Source organism: Bacillus sp. FS02, assembly GCF_024398395.1.
In the GTDB taxonomy this organism is placed as follows: domain Bacteria; phylum Bacillota; class Bacilli; order Bacillales; family Bacillaceae; genus Bacillus; species Bacillus altitudinis.
The window spans coordinates 2,730,316-2,749,475 of sequence record NZ_CP074101.1; the positions used below are offsets into that span (position 1 = coordinate 2,730,316).

Sequence of the window (19,160 nt, forward strand, 5' to 3'; positions counted from 1 at the left end):
TCTTTTTAGAGAGGACATTTACGGAGAAAGGTGGAATTTCAGGTGAAGGCAATTCGAGTTGGACTACTAGGATTAGGAACAGTGGGGAGCGGTGTCGTTAAGATTATTCAAGATCATCAGGATAAATTAATGCACCAGATCGGCTGTCCGGTATTAATACAAAAAGTGCTTGTGAGCAATCCCGATAAAAAAAGAGATGTGGATGTGGCAAGAGAGGTCTTCACAACTGAAGTATACGATGTGATTCGAGATCCAGAGGTCGACGTCATTATTGAAGTGATGGGCGGCATTGAAGAGACAAAACAATATTTAATAGATGCACTAAATGAGAAGAAGCATGTCATTACAGCTAATAAGGATTTAATGGCGCTATATGGCACAGAGCTTTTACATGTAGCAAAAGAAAACGGCTGTGACCTTTACTATGAAGCGAGTGTCGCAGGTGGGATTCCGATTTTGCGTACACTAGAGGAAGGTTTAGCCTCTGACCGCATCACAAAAATGATGGGAATCGTGAACGGGACAACGAACTTTATTTTAACAAAAATGAATGTCGATAAAAGTGCGTATGAAGATGTATTAAAAGAAGCGCAGGATCTTGGCTTTGCAGAAGCAGATCCGACGGCGGATGTAGAAGGACTAGATGCGGCAAGAAAGATGGCCATCCTGGCAAGACTCGGCTTTTCCATGAATGTAGACTTAGAGGATGTGAAAGTGAAAGGCATCTCGGACATCTCGGATGAGGACATTAATTTCAGTAAACGTTTTGGCTATACAATGAAGCTGATTGGAATTGCCCAAAGGGACGGAGAGAAAGTGGAGGTCAGCGTACAGCCAACTTTACTTCCTGATCATCACCCGTTATCTTCCGTCAACAATGAATTTAATGCTGTCTATGTTTACGGAAGTGCTGTCGGAGAAACGATGTTTTACGGACCTGGAGCAGGCAGCCTGCCAACGGCAACAGCTGTTGTCTCTGATTTAGTCGCTGTTATGAAAAACATGCGTCTTGGTGTGAATGGCAGTGGATTTATTGCACCGCAATTTGACAAGAAAATCAAATCATCATCCGAAGTATTTGCTCAGCAATTTTTAAGAATACATGTGAGAGATCAAGTCGGAGCTTTCTCCCGCATTACATCCATTTTTTCTGAAAGAGGCATCAGCTTTGAAAAGATCCTTCAGCTTCCTGTCAAAGGGCATGATGAGCTGGCTGAAATTGTGATTATTACACATCAAACATCAGAAGAAGATTTCTCAAATATCCTGCAAACATTAAACGATCTCGACGTGGTGGTTCAAGTGAAGAGCACGTACCGAGTAGAAGGGAACGGTTTAAGCTGATGAAGTGGAATGGACTCATTGAAGAATTTCAAGAATTCTTACCAGTAAACGAACAAACACCTAAACTAACATTAAATGAAGGAAACACACCGCTGATTCATCTCGCAAAGCTATCTGAAAAGCTTGGGATTGAGCTTCACGTGAAAACAGAAGGCGTCAACCCTACAGGTTCTTTTAAGGATCGCGGGATGGTCATGGCCGTCGCAAAGGCAAAAGAAGAAGGTAATGATACGATCATGTGTGCATCGACAGGGAATACGTCTGCAGCAGCGGCAGCTTATGCGGCGCGCGCTGATATGAAATGTATTGTCATCATTCCAGATGGAAAAATTGCCTTCGGTAAGCTGGCGCAGGCTGTCATGTACGGAGCAGAGATCATTGCCATTGACGGCAACTTTGATGATGCACTTAAAATTGTCCGCAGCATCTGTGAAAAAGCACCGATCGCACTTGTTAACTCCGTCAATCCATACCGAATTGAAGGACAAAAAACAGCGGCATTTGAAATCTGTGAGCAGCTAGGCTCCGCACCGGACGTACTGGCGATTCCTGTTGGGAATGCGGGGAATATTACAGCGTACTGGAAAGGCTTCAAAGAATATCATGAGAAAAAAGGCACTGGACTGCCAGTCATGCGTGGTTTTGAAGCAGAAGGTGCTGCAGCCATCGTTCGAAATGAAGTCATTGAGCAGCCAGAAACAGTCGCAACAGCCATTCGCATCGGAAACCCTGCAAGCTGGAAACAAGCTGTAGCAGCGGCAGATGAATCGAACGGGAAAATTGATGAAGTGACAGATGAAGAAATTCTTCATGCCTACCAATTGATCGCACGTGAAGAAGGGGTGTTTGCAGAGCCAGGGTCTTGTGCATCAATTGCAGGTGTACTCAAACAAGTGAAATCTGGAGAAATTAAGCCAGGCAGTAAAGTCGTCGCTGTACTGACAGGAAACGGATTAAAAGATCCGAATACGGCGATTGATATTTCGCACATCAAACCGGTCACACTGGATGCAGATGAAGATCAAATTCTTGAACATTTAGAAAAGGCCGCACGCGTATGAGTAACGCCTCCATGCTTTTTTCAATCACAGTACCGGGAAGCACTGCCAACTTAGGACCAGGCTTTGACTCAGTCGGAATGGCGCTCAGCCGCTATTTAAAGCTATCGGTCTATGACCATGATAGCTGGCTGTTTGAAGCAGAAACAGATGTCGTGTCTGGTATTCCATCAGGCACCGATAACCTGATCTACCAAACAGCTAAAAAGGTCGCAGATGACTTTGGAAAAACACTCCCGCCTGTTCATGTCAAAGTGTGGAGTGATATTCCATTAGCAAGGGGGCTGGGCAGCAGCGCTGCTGCCATTGTCGCCGCTATTGAGCTCGCCAATCAGCTGCTTGAATTAAAGATGACCGATGATCAGAAGCTCTTTTTTGCAAGTGAGGTAGAAGGTCATCCAGATAATGCGGGTGCCTCTTTATTCGGTGGTTTACTCATCGGTCTTCATGAAGAAGACAAGACACATGCCGTTAAAGTGCAGCATGTGGATGTAGATGTCGTCGTCGTGATTCCTTTTTATGAAGTGCTCACAAAGGATGCCCGTGATGTCCTGCCAGAGGATTTTTCCTATAAACAGGCCGTGAGCGCGAGTGCAGTGAGTAACGTCCTTGTCGCCGCCTTAATGACGCAGAACTGGCCGCTTGTAGGGGAAATGATGAATAAAGATTTATTTCATCAGCCATACCGCACGATGCTTGTCCCAGAGCTATCAAAGGTGGAGCACGTTGCTTCATTAAAAGGCGCGTATGGAACAGCATTAAGCGGTGCTGGGCCGACCATTTTGACCTTAGTGGAAAAAGGGAAGGGAGAAGCGTTGAAAGAACAGCTTGCCCAAAATTTCCCGCATTGTGAAGTAGATGTGCTGACGGTGCCGGTAGAAGGTGTCATCGTCGAGCATCATTCTGTGAATCAAATGAAGAACGTGCTATAAATGAGCACGTTCTTTTTTTATCCTTGTTTTTCACAACAAAAGCAGGGATTATTATTTAGAGAAGCGAACTATTTTTGATACATAAAAGGGGAGATCTATTGATGAAGAAATTGATAACAGCAGAGGATTTAACACAAATCGTGTCTGTTTCTCATCCAGTCTATTCACCAGATGGAAAAAAGGCTGTTTTTACAAAAGTATCGGTGAATGAAAAAAAGGATGATTACAATATTCATTTATGGGTTCGAGATGAAGGGACAGGGGAGCTGTCACAATGGACATTCGATGATGGAAAGCATCATCAGCCAGTGTGGTCAAATGACGGGAAGCAGCTTGCGTTTATTTTGCAGAAGCCAAAGGAAGTCCCTCAGCTCGCACTCATTCAGAGCGATGGCGGCGGCATTCGTACTTTAACGAATATTCCTTACGGCGTATCTCATCCTGTATTTTCACCGGATGGAGCGTTCATTTATGCATCGGTCTCATTAAAACAAGAAGAATCTGTTCATGATGAAAAAAAGGAAGAGTGCGATGACTTTGCTCCGGCAGTATATGATGATTTGACTTATAAAGCAGATGGCAGAGGCTTTTTAGACGGGCGTCTGACGCAAATTGTACAAATCGATGTCTGCTCAGGGGAGGTAGAGACGGTTACGAGTGAGCAGCATCATCATGTGAATCATGTCGTCTCTCCTTGCGGGAAGTGGCTCGCCTATATTCAATCCAACCCGCAGACGTTTTACATAAGTGATATCTGTCTCCTGTCATTAGAGGACGGTACATCCAAGAAAATCACCCAATCAACAGGCGCTTACTCGACCGTATCATTTTCTCCAAATGGAGAAAGCCTGTTGTACATTGGACACGAGCGTGAATTTCAGAATGCAACCTTCCCATCATTGTGGCTGTATGATCTGAAGGAGAAAAAGACCGTTCAACTGTCAGAAATGCTCGATATGTATGTTGGTAACTGTATGGCAGGGGATAGTGTCATAGGTGAAGCCAATCAGCTTCCGCAATGGACGAAGGATAGTCAGGGGTTTTATGCGCTTGTTTCTGATCAAGGGAGTACCGGGATTTATTATTTCTCTATTGAAGGCTTAGCCTATCCCGTTCGTTTAGAGGCAGAACATGTGACGAATTTCAGTCTTCATCCAGATGAATCAAAAATGCTGATCAGCCGTCTTTCACCTGTCTCGCCTAGTGAGCTGTATGAGCTGACTTTAGGGGAATCCTCACTCAAGCAAATCACGTTTGAGCATGATGACTTTCTAAAGGAACATGTCATATCCGAACCTGAACCAATTTCTTTCCAGTCAAAAGATGGAGACGTTGTACATGGCTGGTTGATGAAGCCTGCTCAGATGGAAGAGGGGAAGACATATCCACTTATCTTAGAAATTCATGGCGGGCCGCATGCGATGTACGGTCATACGTATTTTCATGAATTTCAAATGCTCGCCGCTGAAGGGTATGCGATTGTTTACATCAACCCTCATGGCAGTCATGGATACGGACAGATGTTTACAGACCGGGTAAGAGGCAGCTATGGTGACGTTGATTATGAGGATGTCATGCTGGCTGTTGATCATGTGCTCGAAGCCTATGACTTTCTTGATGAAACAAGGCTTGGCGTAACAGGCGGCAGCTATGGCGGTTTTATGACCAATTGGATTGTCGGACAGACAGACCGTTTCCGTGCAGCTGTTACACAGCGTTCCATTTCAAACTGGATTAGCTTTTATGGCATCAGTGATATCGGCTATTTCTTTACAAAATGGCAGGTGGATGGGGATATTTATGATTCGGTTGATAAGCTATGGGATCGTTCGCCGCTAAAGTATGTAAAACAGGTGAACACACCGCTTCTCATCCTGCACAGTGATGAAGACTACCGCTGCCCAGTCGATCAAGGAGAGCAGCTTTTTGTGGCATTGAAGGAGCTTGGAAAAGACACGAGATTAGTCAAGTTTCCTAAGGCTTCTCATGATTTATCCAGAAGTGGCCACCCTGGGCAACGTATTCAAAGACTGACCTTTATTCAAGAATGGTTTAGAGAGAAGTTATCCTAATCAAAAAACGGCCCTGATTGGGTCGTTTCAGCGTGTAGACAAACCCTCGCATTCGGTGTCAGTCCTGCGTTCCGGTGCTCACGAATGTCAAATTCGCTCTGCGCCAGTACTCGTCCTTCCTAGACTGCAAAGGTTTTCTATCACACTGAAAAGAAGACAAAGGGCTAAAATTAGCCCTTTGTCAACAATTAAAAAACGACCCAGTAAGGGTCGTTTTCATGTCATATATGAATTAGAAAACCTGTTCAACTTCTACAACGCCAGGTACTTCTTCTAATAATGCGCGCTCAATACCGGCTTTCAATGTAATGGTTGAACTTGGGCAGCTGCCGCATGCACCAAGAAGGCGTAATTTCACAATGCCATCTTCAATGTCTACAAGCTCACAGTCTCCACCATCACGTAATAGAAATGGACGAAGTTTGTCCAGTACTTCCTGTACTTGGTCTTTCATTTCGACTTCAGTCATTAGATATAATCGCTCCTTTCACAACATATCACCATTATATTCATCTGGACGATAAAAATCTATTGATTGGTTTCAAAGTTTCCTTCTCATTATAGCACAATCTCATCTTGAAACAAAAAGTGATTTTGACTTTTTTCATACAGAAAATTCAGCTAAAATAAAGAAAGAAAAGGGGCTTGTCAAATGAAAAAAACCGTTGATCTTTATGTATATGGAAGAGATGTCCTGTGCGCTAGCTGCGTGAATCTGCCTTCTTCAAAAGATACATTTGAGTGGTTAGATGCAGCATTAAAACGAAAATATCCAAATCAGCCGTTTCGCATCACATATATCGATATTGAGCACCCGCCTGAAAACGAACGCCAAAAGGAATTGTCTGAACGAATTCTTGATGATGAATTCTTTTATCCGCTTGTCCTTGTTGAGGATCAAATTGTTGGAGAGGGCAATCCGAAATTAAAAGATATTTATCAAGAAATGGAGAAATACGGGTACGAAGAGGGCAGTGAATGAGCTGTTCTTTTTTTAGGAAAACAAACAGAACAAACGTTCTTTTTTTAGGTTGATTAAGAACGTTTGTTCGTTTATAATGAGATGAAAGGAGCGTGAGCATCATGAATTATTTACTAAAACAATCTCTTCATCAACAAATACCGATTGATATGATTTATATGAAGAAAAATGGAGAGTGCTCGAAACGAAAAATCATTGTACATCGTCAAACTGAACAGTTCATACAAGCGTATTGTTTATCGAAGAAGACGATCAGAACGTTTCGTAAAGACTGCATCCTTGCGCTTGCTCCTATCAAAGTGAACCATTCATCGGCACATGCCGTTTCATAATAAAAGCTCCTTCATTAGAAGGAGCTTTGAGAAAAAATTCACATCATTTTATCCATTGTGATGCTTGTACATCCAAAGAAGTCCAGATTTTAAGAGTCTTGGAACACGACCAACAAGCGGGCGATCCGCCACTAAGCCAAAGCCGGCTTTTTTCCCTAAAGAGCCGAGTACGCCTTTTAACTTAAACTGCGGGTAAGCCTCAGGAAGTGGCTCATTTTTCCAGCGTTTCTGTAGAGATTGCACAATTTGCTCTGCCTGTGCCTCGGCAAGCTGTGCACTTGGTGCATGAGGCAAGCTTGCGCAGTCACCTACGACATAGACATGCTCATCTCCAGGGAGATTGTGATGAGGAGTTAAGACGACACGGCCTTGTGCATCTTTTTCAACATCCATATCTCGCACGACTTTACTTGGCTGAATTCCTGCTGTCCACACAATGACATCTGCTTCAATGGCATCATCATGGTTGTACACAACTCCTTCTTTAACCTTCGTAATATTGGCGCAGTTAATGATCTTCACATCATTTTCTTCAAACCATTTTTGTACATATAAACTTAATCTTTTTGGGAAACTGGAAAGAATCAGTTCTCCGCGGTCAAAAAGAATGATGTTTAAATCAGAACGGCTTTCACGTAGTTCACTGGCTAGCTCTACCCCGCTAAGTCCAGCACCGACGATACCAACCGTTGCACCTGCACTCAAATTGTTTAATTTGTTATACGCAAGCCTTGACTGATCAATGGTTTGAATGCTGTATGTATGTTCTTTCGCACCAGGGACATTGTGATACTTGTCCTCACAGCCGAGTCCGATTACCGTATCATCATATGGAATCGGTTCACGGTCGCTAAATAAGATCTGTTTGTTTTCAATATCAATTTTTTCTACTTCCCCGTATTGAATATCCAGCTTCGGATGCTCTGGAAAAGATACTCGAATGTGATGATCAGAGATCGTTCCAGCAGCAAGTGCATAATATTCTGTTTTTAAACAGTGGTAAGGATTTCGATCAATTAATGTGATAGTAACATCATCAGGTAATTGATTTGGCAATAAGCGGTGGAGAACCCGCATATTCCCGTAACCTCCGCCGATCAAGACTAAATTTTTCATGACGATTCTCCTTTTCCCCCTAGACATTGAAAAACACTTATACTAAAAAACTTTAAGTTAAAATACCAAATAAAATTATATCGAATTTACTGTGAAACCACAATAATTGTTTCAAAATAACCTACATATTCATTACTTAGTCCTAAATAGTAAAACATTTTACGGGGAATAGGCGTAACGATTTATTGAAGCTCATGTTTTGACTAATAGAAGGAATTTCGGTAGGATAGTAAGGCAAATGTGAGGTGAAGCACAGTGTTTCCACTGATCGAATTTTGTGTAAGTAATCTTGCACAAGGGTCTCAAGAAGCAAAAGAGAAGCTAGAAAAAGACCCAAACTTAGATGTAATGGAATACGGTTGTTTAAGCTACTGCGGCAAATGTATGGACTCCCCATTTGCGCTTGTGAATGGAGAATTTGTTTCTGGAGAAAATGCAGAGCAGCTAGTCGAGCGTATTTATGCTTTTATAGAGGAAAACGACATGTTTTAAATGCACCACATGGGTCATGAGGTGCATTTTTTTCATATATTCAGTTTCCATTTTTCAGGAGAAAATGTAGAAAGCGCATCCAATATGTTATGCTAATAAAATATCATCAAAATGAAGCATCACACGAGAGAAAAAGAGGCATATGCATAATAAAAGCCCTTTGCCATGGCAGCAAAGAGCTTCTATGTATGAAAAACGGGGGATGATAAGATTGTCTCCTGAATCGACTCCTTTTATACTATAAAGAAACAACATTTTTGGAGGACGCTCATGACATCATTTCAATTCACGAAAATGCACGGACTAGGAAACAATTATATATACGTCAATCAGATGAAGGAACAGCTTCCAGAAGAGCAGCTGTCAGAGATAGCGATCCGCGTTTCTTCTGTTTATACAGGTATCGGTTCAGACGGAATGATCCTCATTTGCCCATCAGATGTTGCGCCTGTGAAGATGCGCATTTTCAACAATGATGGATCAGAGGGGAAAAACTGCGGTAACGGTCTGCGTTGCGTTGCAAAATATGTGTATGAGCATCAAATCGTAACAGACACAACGTTCCAGATTGAGACATTGTCAGGACTCGTTGAGGCGACCGTTCATGTGCAGGATGGTCACGTTCAGTTAGTGACAGTTGATATGGGTAAACCTCGTTTTGAAAAAGAAGCGATGCCAATGCTTGGTGAACCGGCCAGTACAACGATCAATGAACCGCTTGATTTTGGCACGACGACCTTAAATGGAACAGCTGTTTCAATGGGGAATCCCCATATCGTTTTCTATTTAGAAGACATTGAACAGGCGCCGCTTGATTCAGTTGGGCCAATTATTGAAAAGCATGACATGTTTCCAGAAGGCGTCAATGTAGAATTTGTGGAACGTGTCAGTGAAACGGAACTGCATTTTCGCGTGTGGGAAAGAGGATCAGGGATTACGCAAGCGTGCGGAACAGGAGCATGTGCTGCGGCTGTATCAACGATTGTGAATGGGCATGCGAAAAAAGAAACGGACATGACCGTTCATCTAGCTGGCGGAGACCTTATCATTCGCTGGAAAGACAATGACCATGTGCTGATGACAGGACCTGCTGAAACGATTTGTGACGGTACATTTTATCTCTAAACCATTTATTTGAGAAAAGGCAACATCACGTTTATAATTGAAAAGAAACATCCAGTCAAAAGGAGGGATGATCGTGAGTACACCAGTAACGATTACAGAAGCTGCTGCATTGCAGATTAAAGATATGATGAAAGAACATGAAGAAGAAAATGCGTTCCTGCGAGTGGGCGTAAAAGGCGGCGGCTGCAGCGGTCTTTCATACGGGATGGGCTTTGACCATGAAGTCTCAGAGAAAGACACGCAGTTCGAACAGCACGGCATCAAGGTTCTTGTCGACTCCGAAAGCCTTGACATCATGAACGGCACCATCATTGATTTCAAACAATCACTAATGGGCGGCGGTTTCACGATTGACAATCCGAACGCGATTGCGTCATGCGGATGCGGTTCTTCGTTCAGAACAGCCACGAATACCGGTACGCCGGAAGAGTGTTAGAATTTCAGTATCAATGAATTCTGTAAATCCATTTTGAATAAAAACCTCCTCAATTAGATTATAAATTTGAGGAGGTTTTTTTATGTTCTTTTTTAAAGGTGCTTAAAATTCTAACAAGGTTTTCAACAAGTCTATTTGAAATGATTAGATATAGCATGAGCATACAGTATGTTTCGTACGATAATTAGAATTCATTATTACACCGATTTGCTTTGAAATTCATTAAAATGTTTAGGTGAAAAATAATCCGCAATTTTTTAAAATTTCATTTGTATCAAGTACGGTTGCTTCTTCAATTCCTACATTATTCATTTTCATAAAAGATTGTACAGCTTGATAACCTACTGCATAGCCTGCAAAGGGTGATAATCCGACAGGTTGATATCCTTGTTCTTTTGCAATGTTATCACCAAACATATAACTACTGACCTCAGCAAACCCTTTCGTATATAAAGCGTCTTTAATCACTTCTTTTGAATATTCTAAGTCCTGTTGATCAAAAGAAGTGACCCAAGGTCCTAGCATCTTTTCACCATAAAGTTCTTTTGCAAATGATTCAGCTAAACCTTCTATAATTAAGTAATCTCCAACCGTTACATTTCCGTAATCCCATTCAAAATAGGAAAAACGAATATTATGATGGAATTCATGCGCAATTAGAGCGGGGATCCGTGGGATGTTATAAGAGTTCGGATATATTGAGCATTGGATAAATCCCGGAATTCCTCCAAAGCCACAATACCCTTTTTGTTGTTCTAGCTTTTTCGGATCAGCTATATATAGACCAAATCTCAATTCATCAGAATTTATATGAAGGTTGTGTTTTTTGATAAAATTCATACAATAGTTCAAGGTGGTATTTGCCATTTGAAGAGCTTGAATTTCTTGTAGTTTTTTTAACGCTTGTTTACCAGTTTGTGTTTGTGATACATCAAGATAGCCAAGCATATTGGTTGCCATGATGACATCATAGCCATTTTTTTGTGTAGCTTTTAACGGAACGTTTATCATATTCCACATCTTTTCAAAAGGTCTCATCATGTTGTATCGAAAAAAGTGTTCTTTATTTTCTTTCAGCGAAAACAATTTTTCGTATTGAGCGATTGTATCTTCAATGATGATGTTCATCGCTGGGACCTCTTTTCTGTTGATCAGCAAATACTTTCATGGCTTCACTCATGAATGAAGCCAAGCCCTCACCATATTGATCTATATTTTTTGTAAATCGTTCATCTTGAATATAAAGTTGACCTAATCCATAAAATGCCTCGAGGGAGTATTGAGTAAAGTGATGATTTAAAAATTCATACCATTCTCTGATGGCGGCTTGTACTTCTTTGGATTGAGGAGTGAGGTTGCGGAGGGATGCTAAGTTTTGAAAAACTCTATCCCATCTCAAAGATAAATCATGTTGTTCATCTTTCGACAATCGACTTAATTTGAAGTTCACGTTATCAATGGACTGATTCCCCCAGCGACAGCGAGCTTCTTCTTCATATTGGTTGAATTTCATGTTCATTCCCTTGAACCTCTCTTTATTTGTTAGGTGAATTTCTCCCGTTATATGTTTTAGCGTCTTGTCAATATTTTCAATCATTCTATCGAGTGTATTTCGTTTTTCCATCAACATTTTTCGTTGTAATATAAATGCTTCATGTTTATCAAATGACGGATTGTTTATGATTTCTTTTATTTCCTTTAAGTTAAATCCCAGTTCTCTGAAAAATAATATTTGCTGTAGTGTTTCAAGGTTTTCTTCTGAATAAAGCCGGTAACCAGCATCCGTGACTTCTTTTGGGGTCAACAAACCAATTTGATCATAATGATGAAGTGTACGAATACTAATATCAAACAATTTAGCGACTTCTTTTACTTTCATATTCAACACATCTCCTTATGATATTCACTATAAAGTATGACGTTACGTGAGGGTCAATAGAAAGGGATCAATGAAGGTGTAAAAAATGAAAAAAAGACACTCATTCAGCGTCTCTTTCTCAAATTGCTTCTTCTATTTTCAATAGTTCTTTATCCAAGACATCCACCAACTCTTGGGTGCTAAACATATAGATCACCACTTCTTTATTGCCATCTTCCACATGGACTTCAATTTCAATTTTAATCTTTGCTGGTTTTTCATGGTATACCACTTCAAAGATGCCCATTCTTTTTGTTTCATTGTTTTTATTCATTTTTTGAACGTTGGTGAGTATCTGTTTGATTTCTTGATCACTCAAACCAGCATTTAAAATCGAAGTGGACACATGTGTTAAAAAAGGTTCTAGCTGATCAACATCCATATTCGATCCAGCAGCGAATTGAGCATAATGTTTGTTATAGTCTTTTGCGAACACTTCAACTGAACCGCCAATCATCAGTAACAAGCTTAAACTAATCATGAAACGCTTTATCATCTTTCCACCTATCCTTCATGACGATCTTCTCCTTCTTATATCGGTTGAAACAATCAAACCTTCATTGATTCCATTCCTTCTTAAACAATTTGTAAATCGCTCAATTTTGTTACAGCTTGTCCTCACAACTGGCTATTTCCACTCGAAAAGAGTATCATGAGAACCAAACATAAACTGTCATCAGAAAAGAGGTTGCTGAGGTTTGAGTGAACAAATCAATTGCAGGAACTGTCATGAACTGATTCCGTATCGTTCAAAAACATGTCCATCTTGCGGGATAGACAAGCCGCTTCCGAAAAAGGAACGTGTGAAGGATCGGGTGATTTTGGTTGTGGCAGGAATTGTTGTGGTGCTACTTGCTGCAATGGTACTTGGAATGGCGAATGCCTATATTGGGATTTTTAAATAAACAAAAAAGGAGTTCCGCAGATGGAACTCCTTTTTTTGATCCGTTCTTATTTATTTTCAAATAAGCTTGTGGAATGGAGCGGCTGTACACGGGCTTTCGGGTCCATGTAGGCTTTCGCGTTGTTCACAGCAGTTGGTGCTTCACCAAATCCGCTTGCGATTAATTTGACTTTTCCTTCATACGTACAGATGTCTCCTGCCGCATAGAAGCCTTCGATGTTTGTTTCCATCGTGGATTTGACCACGATAGAGTTCTTTTCGATTTCAAGGCCCCATTGTTTGATTGGTCCAAGGGAGGAAACAAAACCGAAGTTGACGATCACATCGTCCACATCTAGTACTTGTTTTTTATCGCCTTTCACTTCTTCAAGCACAATTTGTTCAATGCGTTCTTCACCAATGAGCTCAGTTGGCACAAATGGTGTCAGCACATTGACTTTCGAGTTGTGCAAGTTTTCTACACTGTGCTCATGTGCACGGAATTTATCACGACGGTGAATAATCGATACTTCTTTTGCGATTGGCTCAAGCATCAGTGCCCAGTCGACCGCAGAGTCTCCGCCGCCAAGAACAGCAACACGTCTACCAGCGAATTGGTTCAGGTCATTGATGAAGTAATGCAGGTTGCTTCCTTCAAATGATTCTGCTGCATCTAGCTCAAGCTTTCTCGGTTGGAATGCACCGTTACCAGCTGTAATGATGATTGTTTTTGAATAATGAACCTCTTGATTCGTAACGAGTTTGAAAATACCGTCTGCTTGTTTTTCAACCGTTTCCACAGCTTGCTCTAAGCAAATGGTTTGGTCAAATTTATCCATTTGTTCCTTTAAATTATCAACTAATTCTTGTGCGCGGATTTTTGGGAAACCAGCCACATCATAAATGTATTTTTCAGGGTAAAGAGCGGATAGTTGACCGCCGAGCTGAGGAAGGCTCTCAATGATTTTCACACTTGCCTGTCTCATGCCTCCGTAAAACGCAGTAAACAATCCGACTGGGCCGCCCCCGATAACGGTAATGTCATATACCTTAGAATCTTCTTGCATTCCTTAATCCTCCCAAATGAAAATTGTTATCACTATATCATATCATAACACATATCGTCGTTTGACTTGTTTTGAAAAACTTGTCGTTTTTTGATGCCGATGCTGTGAAAAGGGGAAAAAAGAGAGAAAGACCGTTTATCCTAAGGATTTTCAGTTTAAAGCCTTGAAAAAAGGAGCAGAACTCGCTATTATTGTTAAGGGAACTAAATATTAATTTTTTATGAATTTTTGTCGGAAACGGTCAAATGCTTTCGTTTTTTGTAGGTGAAAGTTCAGATTTTCACATACTTATTTTTTGTTTAAATTTCATAAAATGCCGCAAAGCGGTTGAGAATAACGATATGTAATTCTTTATCCGTTTTACAGCAAATTTAAAAAAGGTGGATGTGATTCCAGTGAATAAACCGAAAATCGTTGTATTAGGTGCAGGTTATGGCGGATTAATGACTGTAACAAGATTAACAAAACAGCTTGGCACAAATGATGCGGACATTACTCTTGTGAACAAGCATAATTATCATTACGAAACAACATGGTTACATGAAGCAAGTGCAGGTACTCTTCATCATGACCGTTGTCGTTATCAAATCAAAGATGTGATTAACAGTTCCCGTGTCAACTTTGTACAAGCAACAGTTGAAAGCATTAATAAGGAAGAGAAGAAAGTTGTGACATCAGATGGCGAACTTTCTTATGACTACCTTGTTGTTGCGCTTGGTGCTGTTCCTGAAACATTTGGTATTGCAGGACTGAAAGAATATGCATTCTCAATCTCTAACATTAACTCTGCTCGTCAGCTTCGTGAGCATATTGAGCTTCAATTTGCGACTTATAATACAGATGCTGAAAAGCGCCCAGAGCGTCTAACTATCGTTGTCGGCGGTGCAGGCTTCACAGGTATTGAGTTCCTTGGTGAGCTTGGAAACCGTGTACCTGAGCTTTGCAAAGAGTATGATATTGATCAAAAAGACGTGCGTATTATCTGTGTAGAAGCTGCACCAACAGCTCTTCCAGGATTTGATCCTGAATTGATCGACTATGCGATGAACTACCTTCAAGGTAAAGGTGTTGAGTTCAAAATCGGTACAGCGATCAAAGAATGTACGCCTGAAGGCATCATTGTTGGAAAAGACGATGATACAGAAGAAATCAAAGCTGAAACTGTTGTATGGGCTGCTGGTGTACGTGGTAACCCAATCGTTGAAGAAGCTGGATTTGAAAACATGCGCGGCCGCGTAAAAGTGTCTCCAGATCTTCGTGTACCAGAAAATGAAGATGTATTCATCATCGGTGACTGCTCATTAATCATCAATGAAGAAATTAATCGTCCATACCCACCTACTGCACAAATTGCGATGCAGCAAGGTGAAACAGTAGCGAAAAACCTTGCAGCACTAGTAAAAGGTGGCACGCTTGAAAGCTTTAAGCCAGACATCAAAGGAACAGTTGCTTCTCTTGGTGAACACGACGCTGTAGGTGTTGCGTTTGGTAAAAAACTTCAAGGAACAAAAGCTTCTGCAATGAAAAAAATCATCGACAACCGTTCATTATTCATGGTTGGCGGACCAGGACTTGTTCTGAAAAAAGGAAAATTCAAGTTCTTCTAAACCGATATAGACAAAAACGTGTATCCCTGTGGTACACGTTTTTTCATGTTTGACGGAATATTTTCTCACTTGGTACTGGACAGAAAAATATGTTATGATGAATTATCAGAAAATTTAGATTAAGGAGTGAGCAATATGAATGCACAAACGAAAGAAAAAAAGTCAACTTGTCAGTATTGTTCAGGAAAAGGATATTTTCAGTTATTGCTCGGCGGATCAGAAACATGTGAGGAATGTAAGGGGACAGGAAAGAAGCATTAATCTTACGGCTTTTTCCATTGATTGACTTCATCTCTATTTCCAAGTTAAACTAATGATGGGATATTTGGGGGTGGAGATGAAGTGATCAGTTTACCAGTCGTTATCATTTCAGTTATTTTATTTTTCGTGTTATTCTTCGGCATTGGCTTTTTGCTGAATATGCTGCTGAGAATGTCATGGATTATGGCAATTTTATATCCAATTGTATGCCTTTTCATTATCAATAATCAAAAGATGATCGCTTATGTAAGAGAACCAGGCATTGCTTTTTCCGGGATAGGAGACCGCATCGTTTCTCTTGCTGCGGCAGATATCATCATTTTATTAAGCGGTCTGATTGGTGCCATTGCCTCTGGTTTTGTCATCAATGCCCTTCGTAAAAGAGGCTATCAAATGTTTTAACTCACTTGTCTACACGCAAGTGGGTTTTTTTGTTTCTCCTTTGCATAGTTTCCATTTTGTTTGGAAACAAATAGATGGGTAGAGGAGTGACAAATAGAAATGAAAACATGGATGAAACGATTGTTCATGACAGTTCTGTTTATGCTTGCCTTGATGACAAGCTTTACGGGCATATCTGGCGTAGAACCAAGTGATTTAGCTGCATGGGTGAAAGAGAACGATGCCGGTAAGCACGTATCTTCTTTTTTAAAGCATCCAAAAAGGCAGACGATGGCGGTGAAAAGTGACGATTTGCGTGCTGTTTCTCTCGAAGAAGCATTTAATTGGAACGATTATCCGAAGCAAAAGGTTGTCGCCACAGGTTATACAGCAGGAGTAGAATCAACAGGCAAGACGAAAGAACATCGTGCATATGGCATTACATATTCAGGCGTCAAAGTAAAACGTGACTTATATTCAACCGTGGCAGCGGACCCATCTGTCTTTCCGATTGGAACTGTCCTGTTTATCCCCAATTATGGCTATGGTGTAGTCGCAGATACTGGGAAAGCGATTAAAGGTCATAAGCTTGATTTATATTATGAAACGGTTGATGATGTGTATAGAGAATGGGGTAAAAAAGTGCTGGACGTTTATGTGATTAAAAAGGGTGAAGGAACGCTGACAGAAAAAGACTTAAATCAGTTGAATGAAGCAGAATCGATGCAAGTGTTCCGGCAGCAGTTTCAAGCCAATAAAGAATAAAAAAGCTTTGGATCTCAAAAGGTCCAAAGCTTTTTCGTTTCTACATGAAGTAATAATCTAAGATGAGTGTGAGCAAGATTCCTGTTAAGCCGCCGAAGAAGACTTCAATCGGCTTATGCCCAAGAAGCTCTTTCAATTTCTTTTGCTTCTCTTTTTCTTCCGCATTTGGGAAGTTCTTTGCCTCGGCAACAAACCGGTTAAAATCTGTGACCAGTTTGTTCAGGACAGTTGCCTGTTCTCCTGCCTGTCTGCGAACACCTGTCGCATCAAACATCGTAATAATGGCAAAGATGGCGGAAATGGCAAAAATAGATGTTCCTAGCCCGTGCTCTAAAGCAACTGCTGTTGAGAGTGCTGTTACTGCTGCGGAGTGTGAACTTGGCATTCCGCCTGTGCTTGTAATGAGCGACCAATCTAGTCGTCTAGAAATGATAAATTGAATCGGTACTTTTACAAATTGTGCAAAAAAGATGGCTGCAAGGCTGGCAAGCAGCGGAAAATTCGTCAGTACGCTCATGAACAAGAAACATCCTCTCTTTAAGAAAAAATAACGTGCGAAATGATAAAGTATTTACCCTAGTAAGATAAAAAAATGATGGCAGTAAGAACTGTTGCCAAGTCCATGTTCATTATAACATTAAAGAAAGTAGATGTGGAACGAGGAGACCATGGACAGGCTGCTATGGATCGCTGCCGCTTTTTCATGATGCCCTTCCGCGTGCCAAAATATAAATGTTCTTCAAGGGAAGACAGGCTGGCAATGATCGTATCAGCACATAAATTTTGATATAATAGAAGTTCCAATGTGAAATATGGAGTTCATTGAAGGAGCGTGTGATAAATATGTTTTTCTCGACAAATGAGTTGCAACATAAAGATACACTGGCCATCGGACTTTTTCAAAAGAGCCAATTATCAGGAAAAGCAAAAGAAATGGATGAATTACATGGAGGAAGAATCACTGAATTACTAAAAGAAGGCGATATTTCGTCTAAGCGAAATCAGCTTTCGAAATTTTTCCCATCCCCTGAAACCGGCATTAAACGTATTTATTTTGTCGGGCTTGGGAAGGAGTCAGATTACACGTTTGAAGAGGCAAAGGAAGTGTTTGCGCATTTATTTAAAAAGCTTCATCAAGATAAAAAGCAAGCAGTTTCGGTTTTGCTTGATACATTTACAGGAAAGGATCTGCCTGTTCAAGATGCAGCCCATGCCCTTTCTGAAAGCTGCCTTTTAGCTACATATGAATTACAAGATTTTAAACATAAAACGAATGAACCGGATCGCTTTATCGAATTTGTTTATGCAACAACGGATCATGATGCTGCCGAAATTCAGGCAAGTCTGAAAGTGGGCGAAGTCTACGGACAATCGGTCAATTCGGCTCGTACACTTGTGAATATGCCGCCGAACATGCTCACGTCCTCTGATCTTGCATCCTATGCGGCAGAGCTTGCTTATAAATATGAATTCGAGATTGAAATTTTAGATAAAGAACAAATGGAAGAGCTCGGAATGGGCGGTATTCTAGCCGTTAATAGAGGCTCAACAGAACCACCGAAGCTGATTGTATTGAAATATCAAGGCAAGGAAGAATGGACAGACGTCATCGGCCTTGTCGGTAAAGGCATTACGTATGATACAGGTGGGTATTCCTTAAAGCCAAGAGCAAGTATGGTGGGGATGAAAACAGATATGGGCGGTTCAGCCTCTGTTTTAGGCGCAATGGAAATCATCGGTGAACTTCGTCCAGAGCAGAATGTCATTGCGGTCATCGCCTCAACAGATAATATGGTCTCAGCAGATGCGATGAAGCCAGATGATGTCATTGTCTCACTAAGCGGCAAAACAATCGAAGTGCTTAACACGGATGCAGAAGGTCGTCTTGTTTTAGCAGATGGTGTGACCTATGCGAAGCAGCATGGTGCCTCTGTGCTTGTGGATGTTGCGACATTAACAGGCGGTGTCATTGTGGCACTTGGGAATGAAACAACAGGCGTGATGACCAATAACGATGAACTGTATGCCCAGTTTAAAGAGGCATCAGAAGAATGTGGGGAAATGATTTGGCAGCTGCCAATCACCGAAAAAGATAAAAAACGAGTAAGAAACAGCAAAATGGCTGATCTGAATAACTCACCAGGTCGTGATGGTCATGCGATCATGGCAGGTGCATTCATTGGGGAATTCGCTGAAGACACCCCTTGGGTTCACTTAGATATTGCAGGAACAGCCACGACAGAAAAGCCTTCATGCTTTGGTCCAACAGGAGCAACAGGTGTGATGGTCAGATCATTAGCAACATTTGTGGAACGATTTGAACCGAAGAAATAACGACGGAAGCTCTGCCAACTGGCAGAGCTTTTTATGTAGGACATACGCCATTTGA

General features: G+C 41.2%; 22 protein-coding genes and 1 pseudogene. 16 read left to right on the top strand and 7 right to left on the bottom strand.

All coding sequences use genetic code 11. The features are described from left to right. Positions 1 to 42 precede the first annotated feature (42 nt). The 4 genes from KFQ09_RS13820 (at position 43) to KFQ09_RS13835 (ending at position 5,406) form a co-directional block, all read left to right on the top strand. Complete coding sequence (locus KFQ09_RS13820; RefSeq protein ID WP_008346827.1) at positions 43 to 1,344, top strand: homoserine dehydrogenase; 1,302 nt, start codon at positions 43 to 45, stop codon at positions 1,342 to 1,344. Beyond that, positions 1,344 to 2,405: a threonine synthase gene (thrC, locus tag KFQ09_RS13825; RefSeq protein ID WP_008346825.1), complete on the top strand. Its 1,062-nt coding sequence runs from the start codon at positions 1,344 to 1,346 to the stop codon at positions 2,403 to 2,405. The genes KFQ09_RS13820 and thrC overlap by 1 nt, the downstream gene beginning before the upstream one ends. Next, on the top strand, positions 2,402 to 3,334 hold the full coding sequence (thrB, locus tag KFQ09_RS13830) for a homoserine kinase (protein ID WP_017358917.1): 933 nt from the start codon (positions 2,402 to 2,404) through the stop codon (positions 3,332 to 3,334). The genes thrC and thrB overlap by 4 nt, the downstream gene beginning before the upstream one ends. 101 nt (positions 3,335 to 3,435) lie before the next feature. Beyond that, positions 3,436 to 5,406: a S9 family peptidase gene (locus KFQ09_RS13835; RefSeq protein ID WP_255835764.1), complete on the top strand. Its 1,971-nt coding sequence runs from the start codon at positions 3,436 to 3,438 to the stop codon at positions 5,404 to 5,406. A gap of 232 nt (positions 5,407 to 5,638) precedes the next feature. Here the strand turns inward: KFQ09_RS13835 and KFQ09_RS13840 are convergent. Then, a pseudogene (locus KFQ09_RS13840) lies at positions 5,639 to 5,938 on the bottom strand (NifU family protein). A 120-nt stretch (positions 5,939 to 6,058) separates the two neighbouring features. Here KFQ09_RS13840 and KFQ09_RS13845 point away from each other — a divergent pair. Together KFQ09_RS13845 and KFQ09_RS13850 are read left to right on the top strand one after the other, a co-directional pair. Further along, on the top strand, positions 6,059 to 6,388 hold the full coding sequence (locus KFQ09_RS13845; RefSeq protein ID WP_255835765.1) for a YuzD family protein: 330 nt from the start codon (positions 6,059 to 6,061) through the stop codon (positions 6,386 to 6,388). A gap of 101 nt (positions 6,389 to 6,489) precedes the next feature. Continuing rightward, positions 6,490 to 6,720, top strand: a complete 231-nt coding sequence (locus KFQ09_RS13850; RefSeq protein ID WP_182488906.1) for a WYL domain-containing protein — start codon at positions 6,490 to 6,492, stop codon at positions 6,718 to 6,720. 48 nt (positions 6,721 to 6,768) lie between these two features. On the opposite strand, the gene KFQ09_RS13855 is transcribed toward KFQ09_RS13850, so the two are convergent. Beyond that, positions 6,769 to 7,836 carry an NAD(P)/FAD-dependent oxidoreductase gene (locus KFQ09_RS13855; RefSeq protein ID WP_255835766.1) on the bottom strand — a complete coding sequence of 356 codons (1,068 nt, stop codon included), beginning with the start codon at positions 7,834 to 7,836 and terminating at the stop codon, positions 6,769 to 6,771. 255 nt (positions 7,837 to 8,091) lie between these two features. Here KFQ09_RS13855 and KFQ09_RS13860 point away from each other — a divergent pair, with 255 nt between their 5' ends. The 3 genes from KFQ09_RS13860 (at position 8,092) to erpA (ending at position 9,889) form a co-directional block, all read left to right on the top strand. Continuing rightward, complete coding sequence (locus KFQ09_RS13860) at positions 8,092 to 8,328, top strand: YuzB family protein (RefSeq protein WP_008346813.1); 237 nt, start codon at positions 8,092 to 8,094, stop codon at positions 8,326 to 8,328. A gap of 270 nt (positions 8,329 to 8,598) precedes the next feature. Then, a complete protein-coding gene (gene dapF, locus KFQ09_RS13865; protein ID WP_008346809.1) occupies positions 8,599 to 9,453 on the top strand; it encodes a diaminopimelate epimerase in 855 nt (284 codons plus the stop codon). Between the two features lie 73 nt (positions 9,454 to 9,526). Further along, complete coding sequence (erpA, locus tag KFQ09_RS13870; protein ID WP_008357254.1) at positions 9,527 to 9,889, top strand: iron-sulfur cluster insertion protein ErpA; 363 nt, start codon at positions 9,527 to 9,529, stop codon at positions 9,887 to 9,889. 231 nt (positions 9,890 to 10,120) lie between these two features. Here erpA and KFQ09_RS13875 read toward each other — a convergent pair whose 3' ends face one another. From KFQ09_RS13875 to KFQ09_RS13885, 3 genes are all read right to left on the bottom strand, one after another. Further along, complete coding sequence (locus tag KFQ09_RS13875; protein WP_017367976.1) at positions 10,121 to 11,017, bottom strand: DUF2268 domain-containing putative Zn-dependent protease; 897 nt, start codon at positions 11,015 to 11,017, stop codon at positions 10,121 to 10,123. Next, positions 11,001 to 11,768, bottom strand: coding sequence for a MerR family transcriptional regulator (locus KFQ09_RS13880; protein ID WP_017367975.1), 768 nt, complete (start codon positions 11,766 to 11,768; stop codon positions 11,001 to 11,003). Before KFQ09_RS13880 ends, KFQ09_RS13875 begins: the two co-directional genes overlap by 17 nt. Positions 11,769 to 11,886: 118 nt before the next feature. Further along, a complete protein-coding gene (locus KFQ09_RS13885; protein ID WP_255835767.1) occupies positions 11,887 to 12,303 on the bottom strand; it encodes a hypothetical protein in 417 nt (138 codons plus the stop codon). Positions 12,304 to 12,505: 202 nt separating this feature from the next. On the opposite strand from KFQ09_RS13885, the gene KFQ09_RS13890 reads away from it, so the two are divergent. Beyond that, entirely contained in the window at positions 12,506 to 12,712 is a 207-nt protein-coding gene (locus tag KFQ09_RS13890; protein ID WP_008346803.1) for a hypothetical protein, read from the top strand. Positions 12,713 to 12,758: 46 nt separating this feature from the next. Here the strand turns inward: KFQ09_RS13890 and yumC are convergent, their stop codons facing one another. Continuing rightward, the gene (yumC, locus tag KFQ09_RS13895) at positions 12,759 to 13,757 is read right to left on the bottom strand and encodes a ferredoxin--NADP reductase 2 (RefSeq protein ID WP_008346801.1); all 999 of its coding nucleotides are present in this window, start codon (positions 13,755 to 13,757) and stop codon (positions 12,759 to 12,761) included. Positions 13,758 to 14,146: 389 nt separating this feature from the next. Here yumC and KFQ09_RS13900 point away from each other — a divergent pair, with 389 nt between their 5' ends. The 4 genes from KFQ09_RS13900 to KFQ09_RS13915 all read left to right on the top strand — a co-directional run bounded on the left by KFQ09_RS13900 (position 14,147) and on the right by KFQ09_RS13915 (position 16,771). Continuing rightward, positions 14,147 to 15,364, top strand: a complete 1,218-nt coding sequence (locus tag KFQ09_RS13900) for an NAD(P)/FAD-dependent oxidoreductase (RefSeq protein ID WP_162149727.1) — start codon at positions 14,147 to 14,149, stop codon at positions 15,362 to 15,364. Positions 15,365 to 15,499: 135 nt separating this feature from the next. After that, positions 15,500 to 15,625 carry a YuiA family protein gene (locus KFQ09_RS13905; RefSeq protein WP_008346797.1) on the top strand — a complete coding sequence of 42 codons (126 nt, stop codon included), beginning with the start codon at positions 15,500 to 15,502 and terminating at the stop codon, positions 15,623 to 15,625. Between the two features lie 81 nt (positions 15,626 to 15,706). After that, the gene (locus KFQ09_RS13910; protein ID WP_003212933.1) at positions 15,707 to 16,027 is read left to right on the top strand and encodes a YuiB family protein; all 321 of its coding nucleotides are present in this window, start codon (positions 15,707 to 15,709) and stop codon (positions 16,025 to 16,027) included. 99 nt (positions 16,028 to 16,126) lie between these two features. After that, complete coding sequence (locus KFQ09_RS13915; RefSeq protein WP_046526543.1) at positions 16,127 to 16,771, top strand: 3D domain-containing protein; 645 nt, start codon at positions 16,127 to 16,129, stop codon at positions 16,769 to 16,771. A gap of 40 nt (positions 16,772 to 16,811) precedes the next feature. Here the strand turns inward: KFQ09_RS13915 and KFQ09_RS13920 are convergent, their stop codons facing one another. Next, on the bottom strand, positions 16,812 to 17,288 hold the full coding sequence (locus KFQ09_RS13920) for a divergent PAP2 family protein (protein ID WP_008346791.1): 477 nt from the start codon (positions 17,286 to 17,288) through the stop codon (positions 16,812 to 16,814). 78 nt (positions 17,289 to 17,366) lie between these two features. Between KFQ09_RS13920 and KFQ09_RS13925 the strand changes: the two genes are divergently transcribed. Further along, on the top strand, positions 17,367 to 17,558 hold the full coding sequence (locus KFQ09_RS13925; protein ID WP_142407259.1) for a hypothetical protein: 192 nt from the start codon (positions 17,367 to 17,369) through the stop codon (positions 17,556 to 17,558). A gap of 56 nt (positions 17,559 to 17,614) precedes the next feature. After that, complete coding sequence (locus KFQ09_RS13930; RefSeq protein WP_008346787.1) at positions 17,615 to 19,105, top strand: leucyl aminopeptidase; 1,491 nt, start codon at positions 17,615 to 17,617, stop codon at positions 19,103 to 19,105. The last annotated feature ends 55 nt before the right edge of the window (positions 19,106 to 19,160 follow it).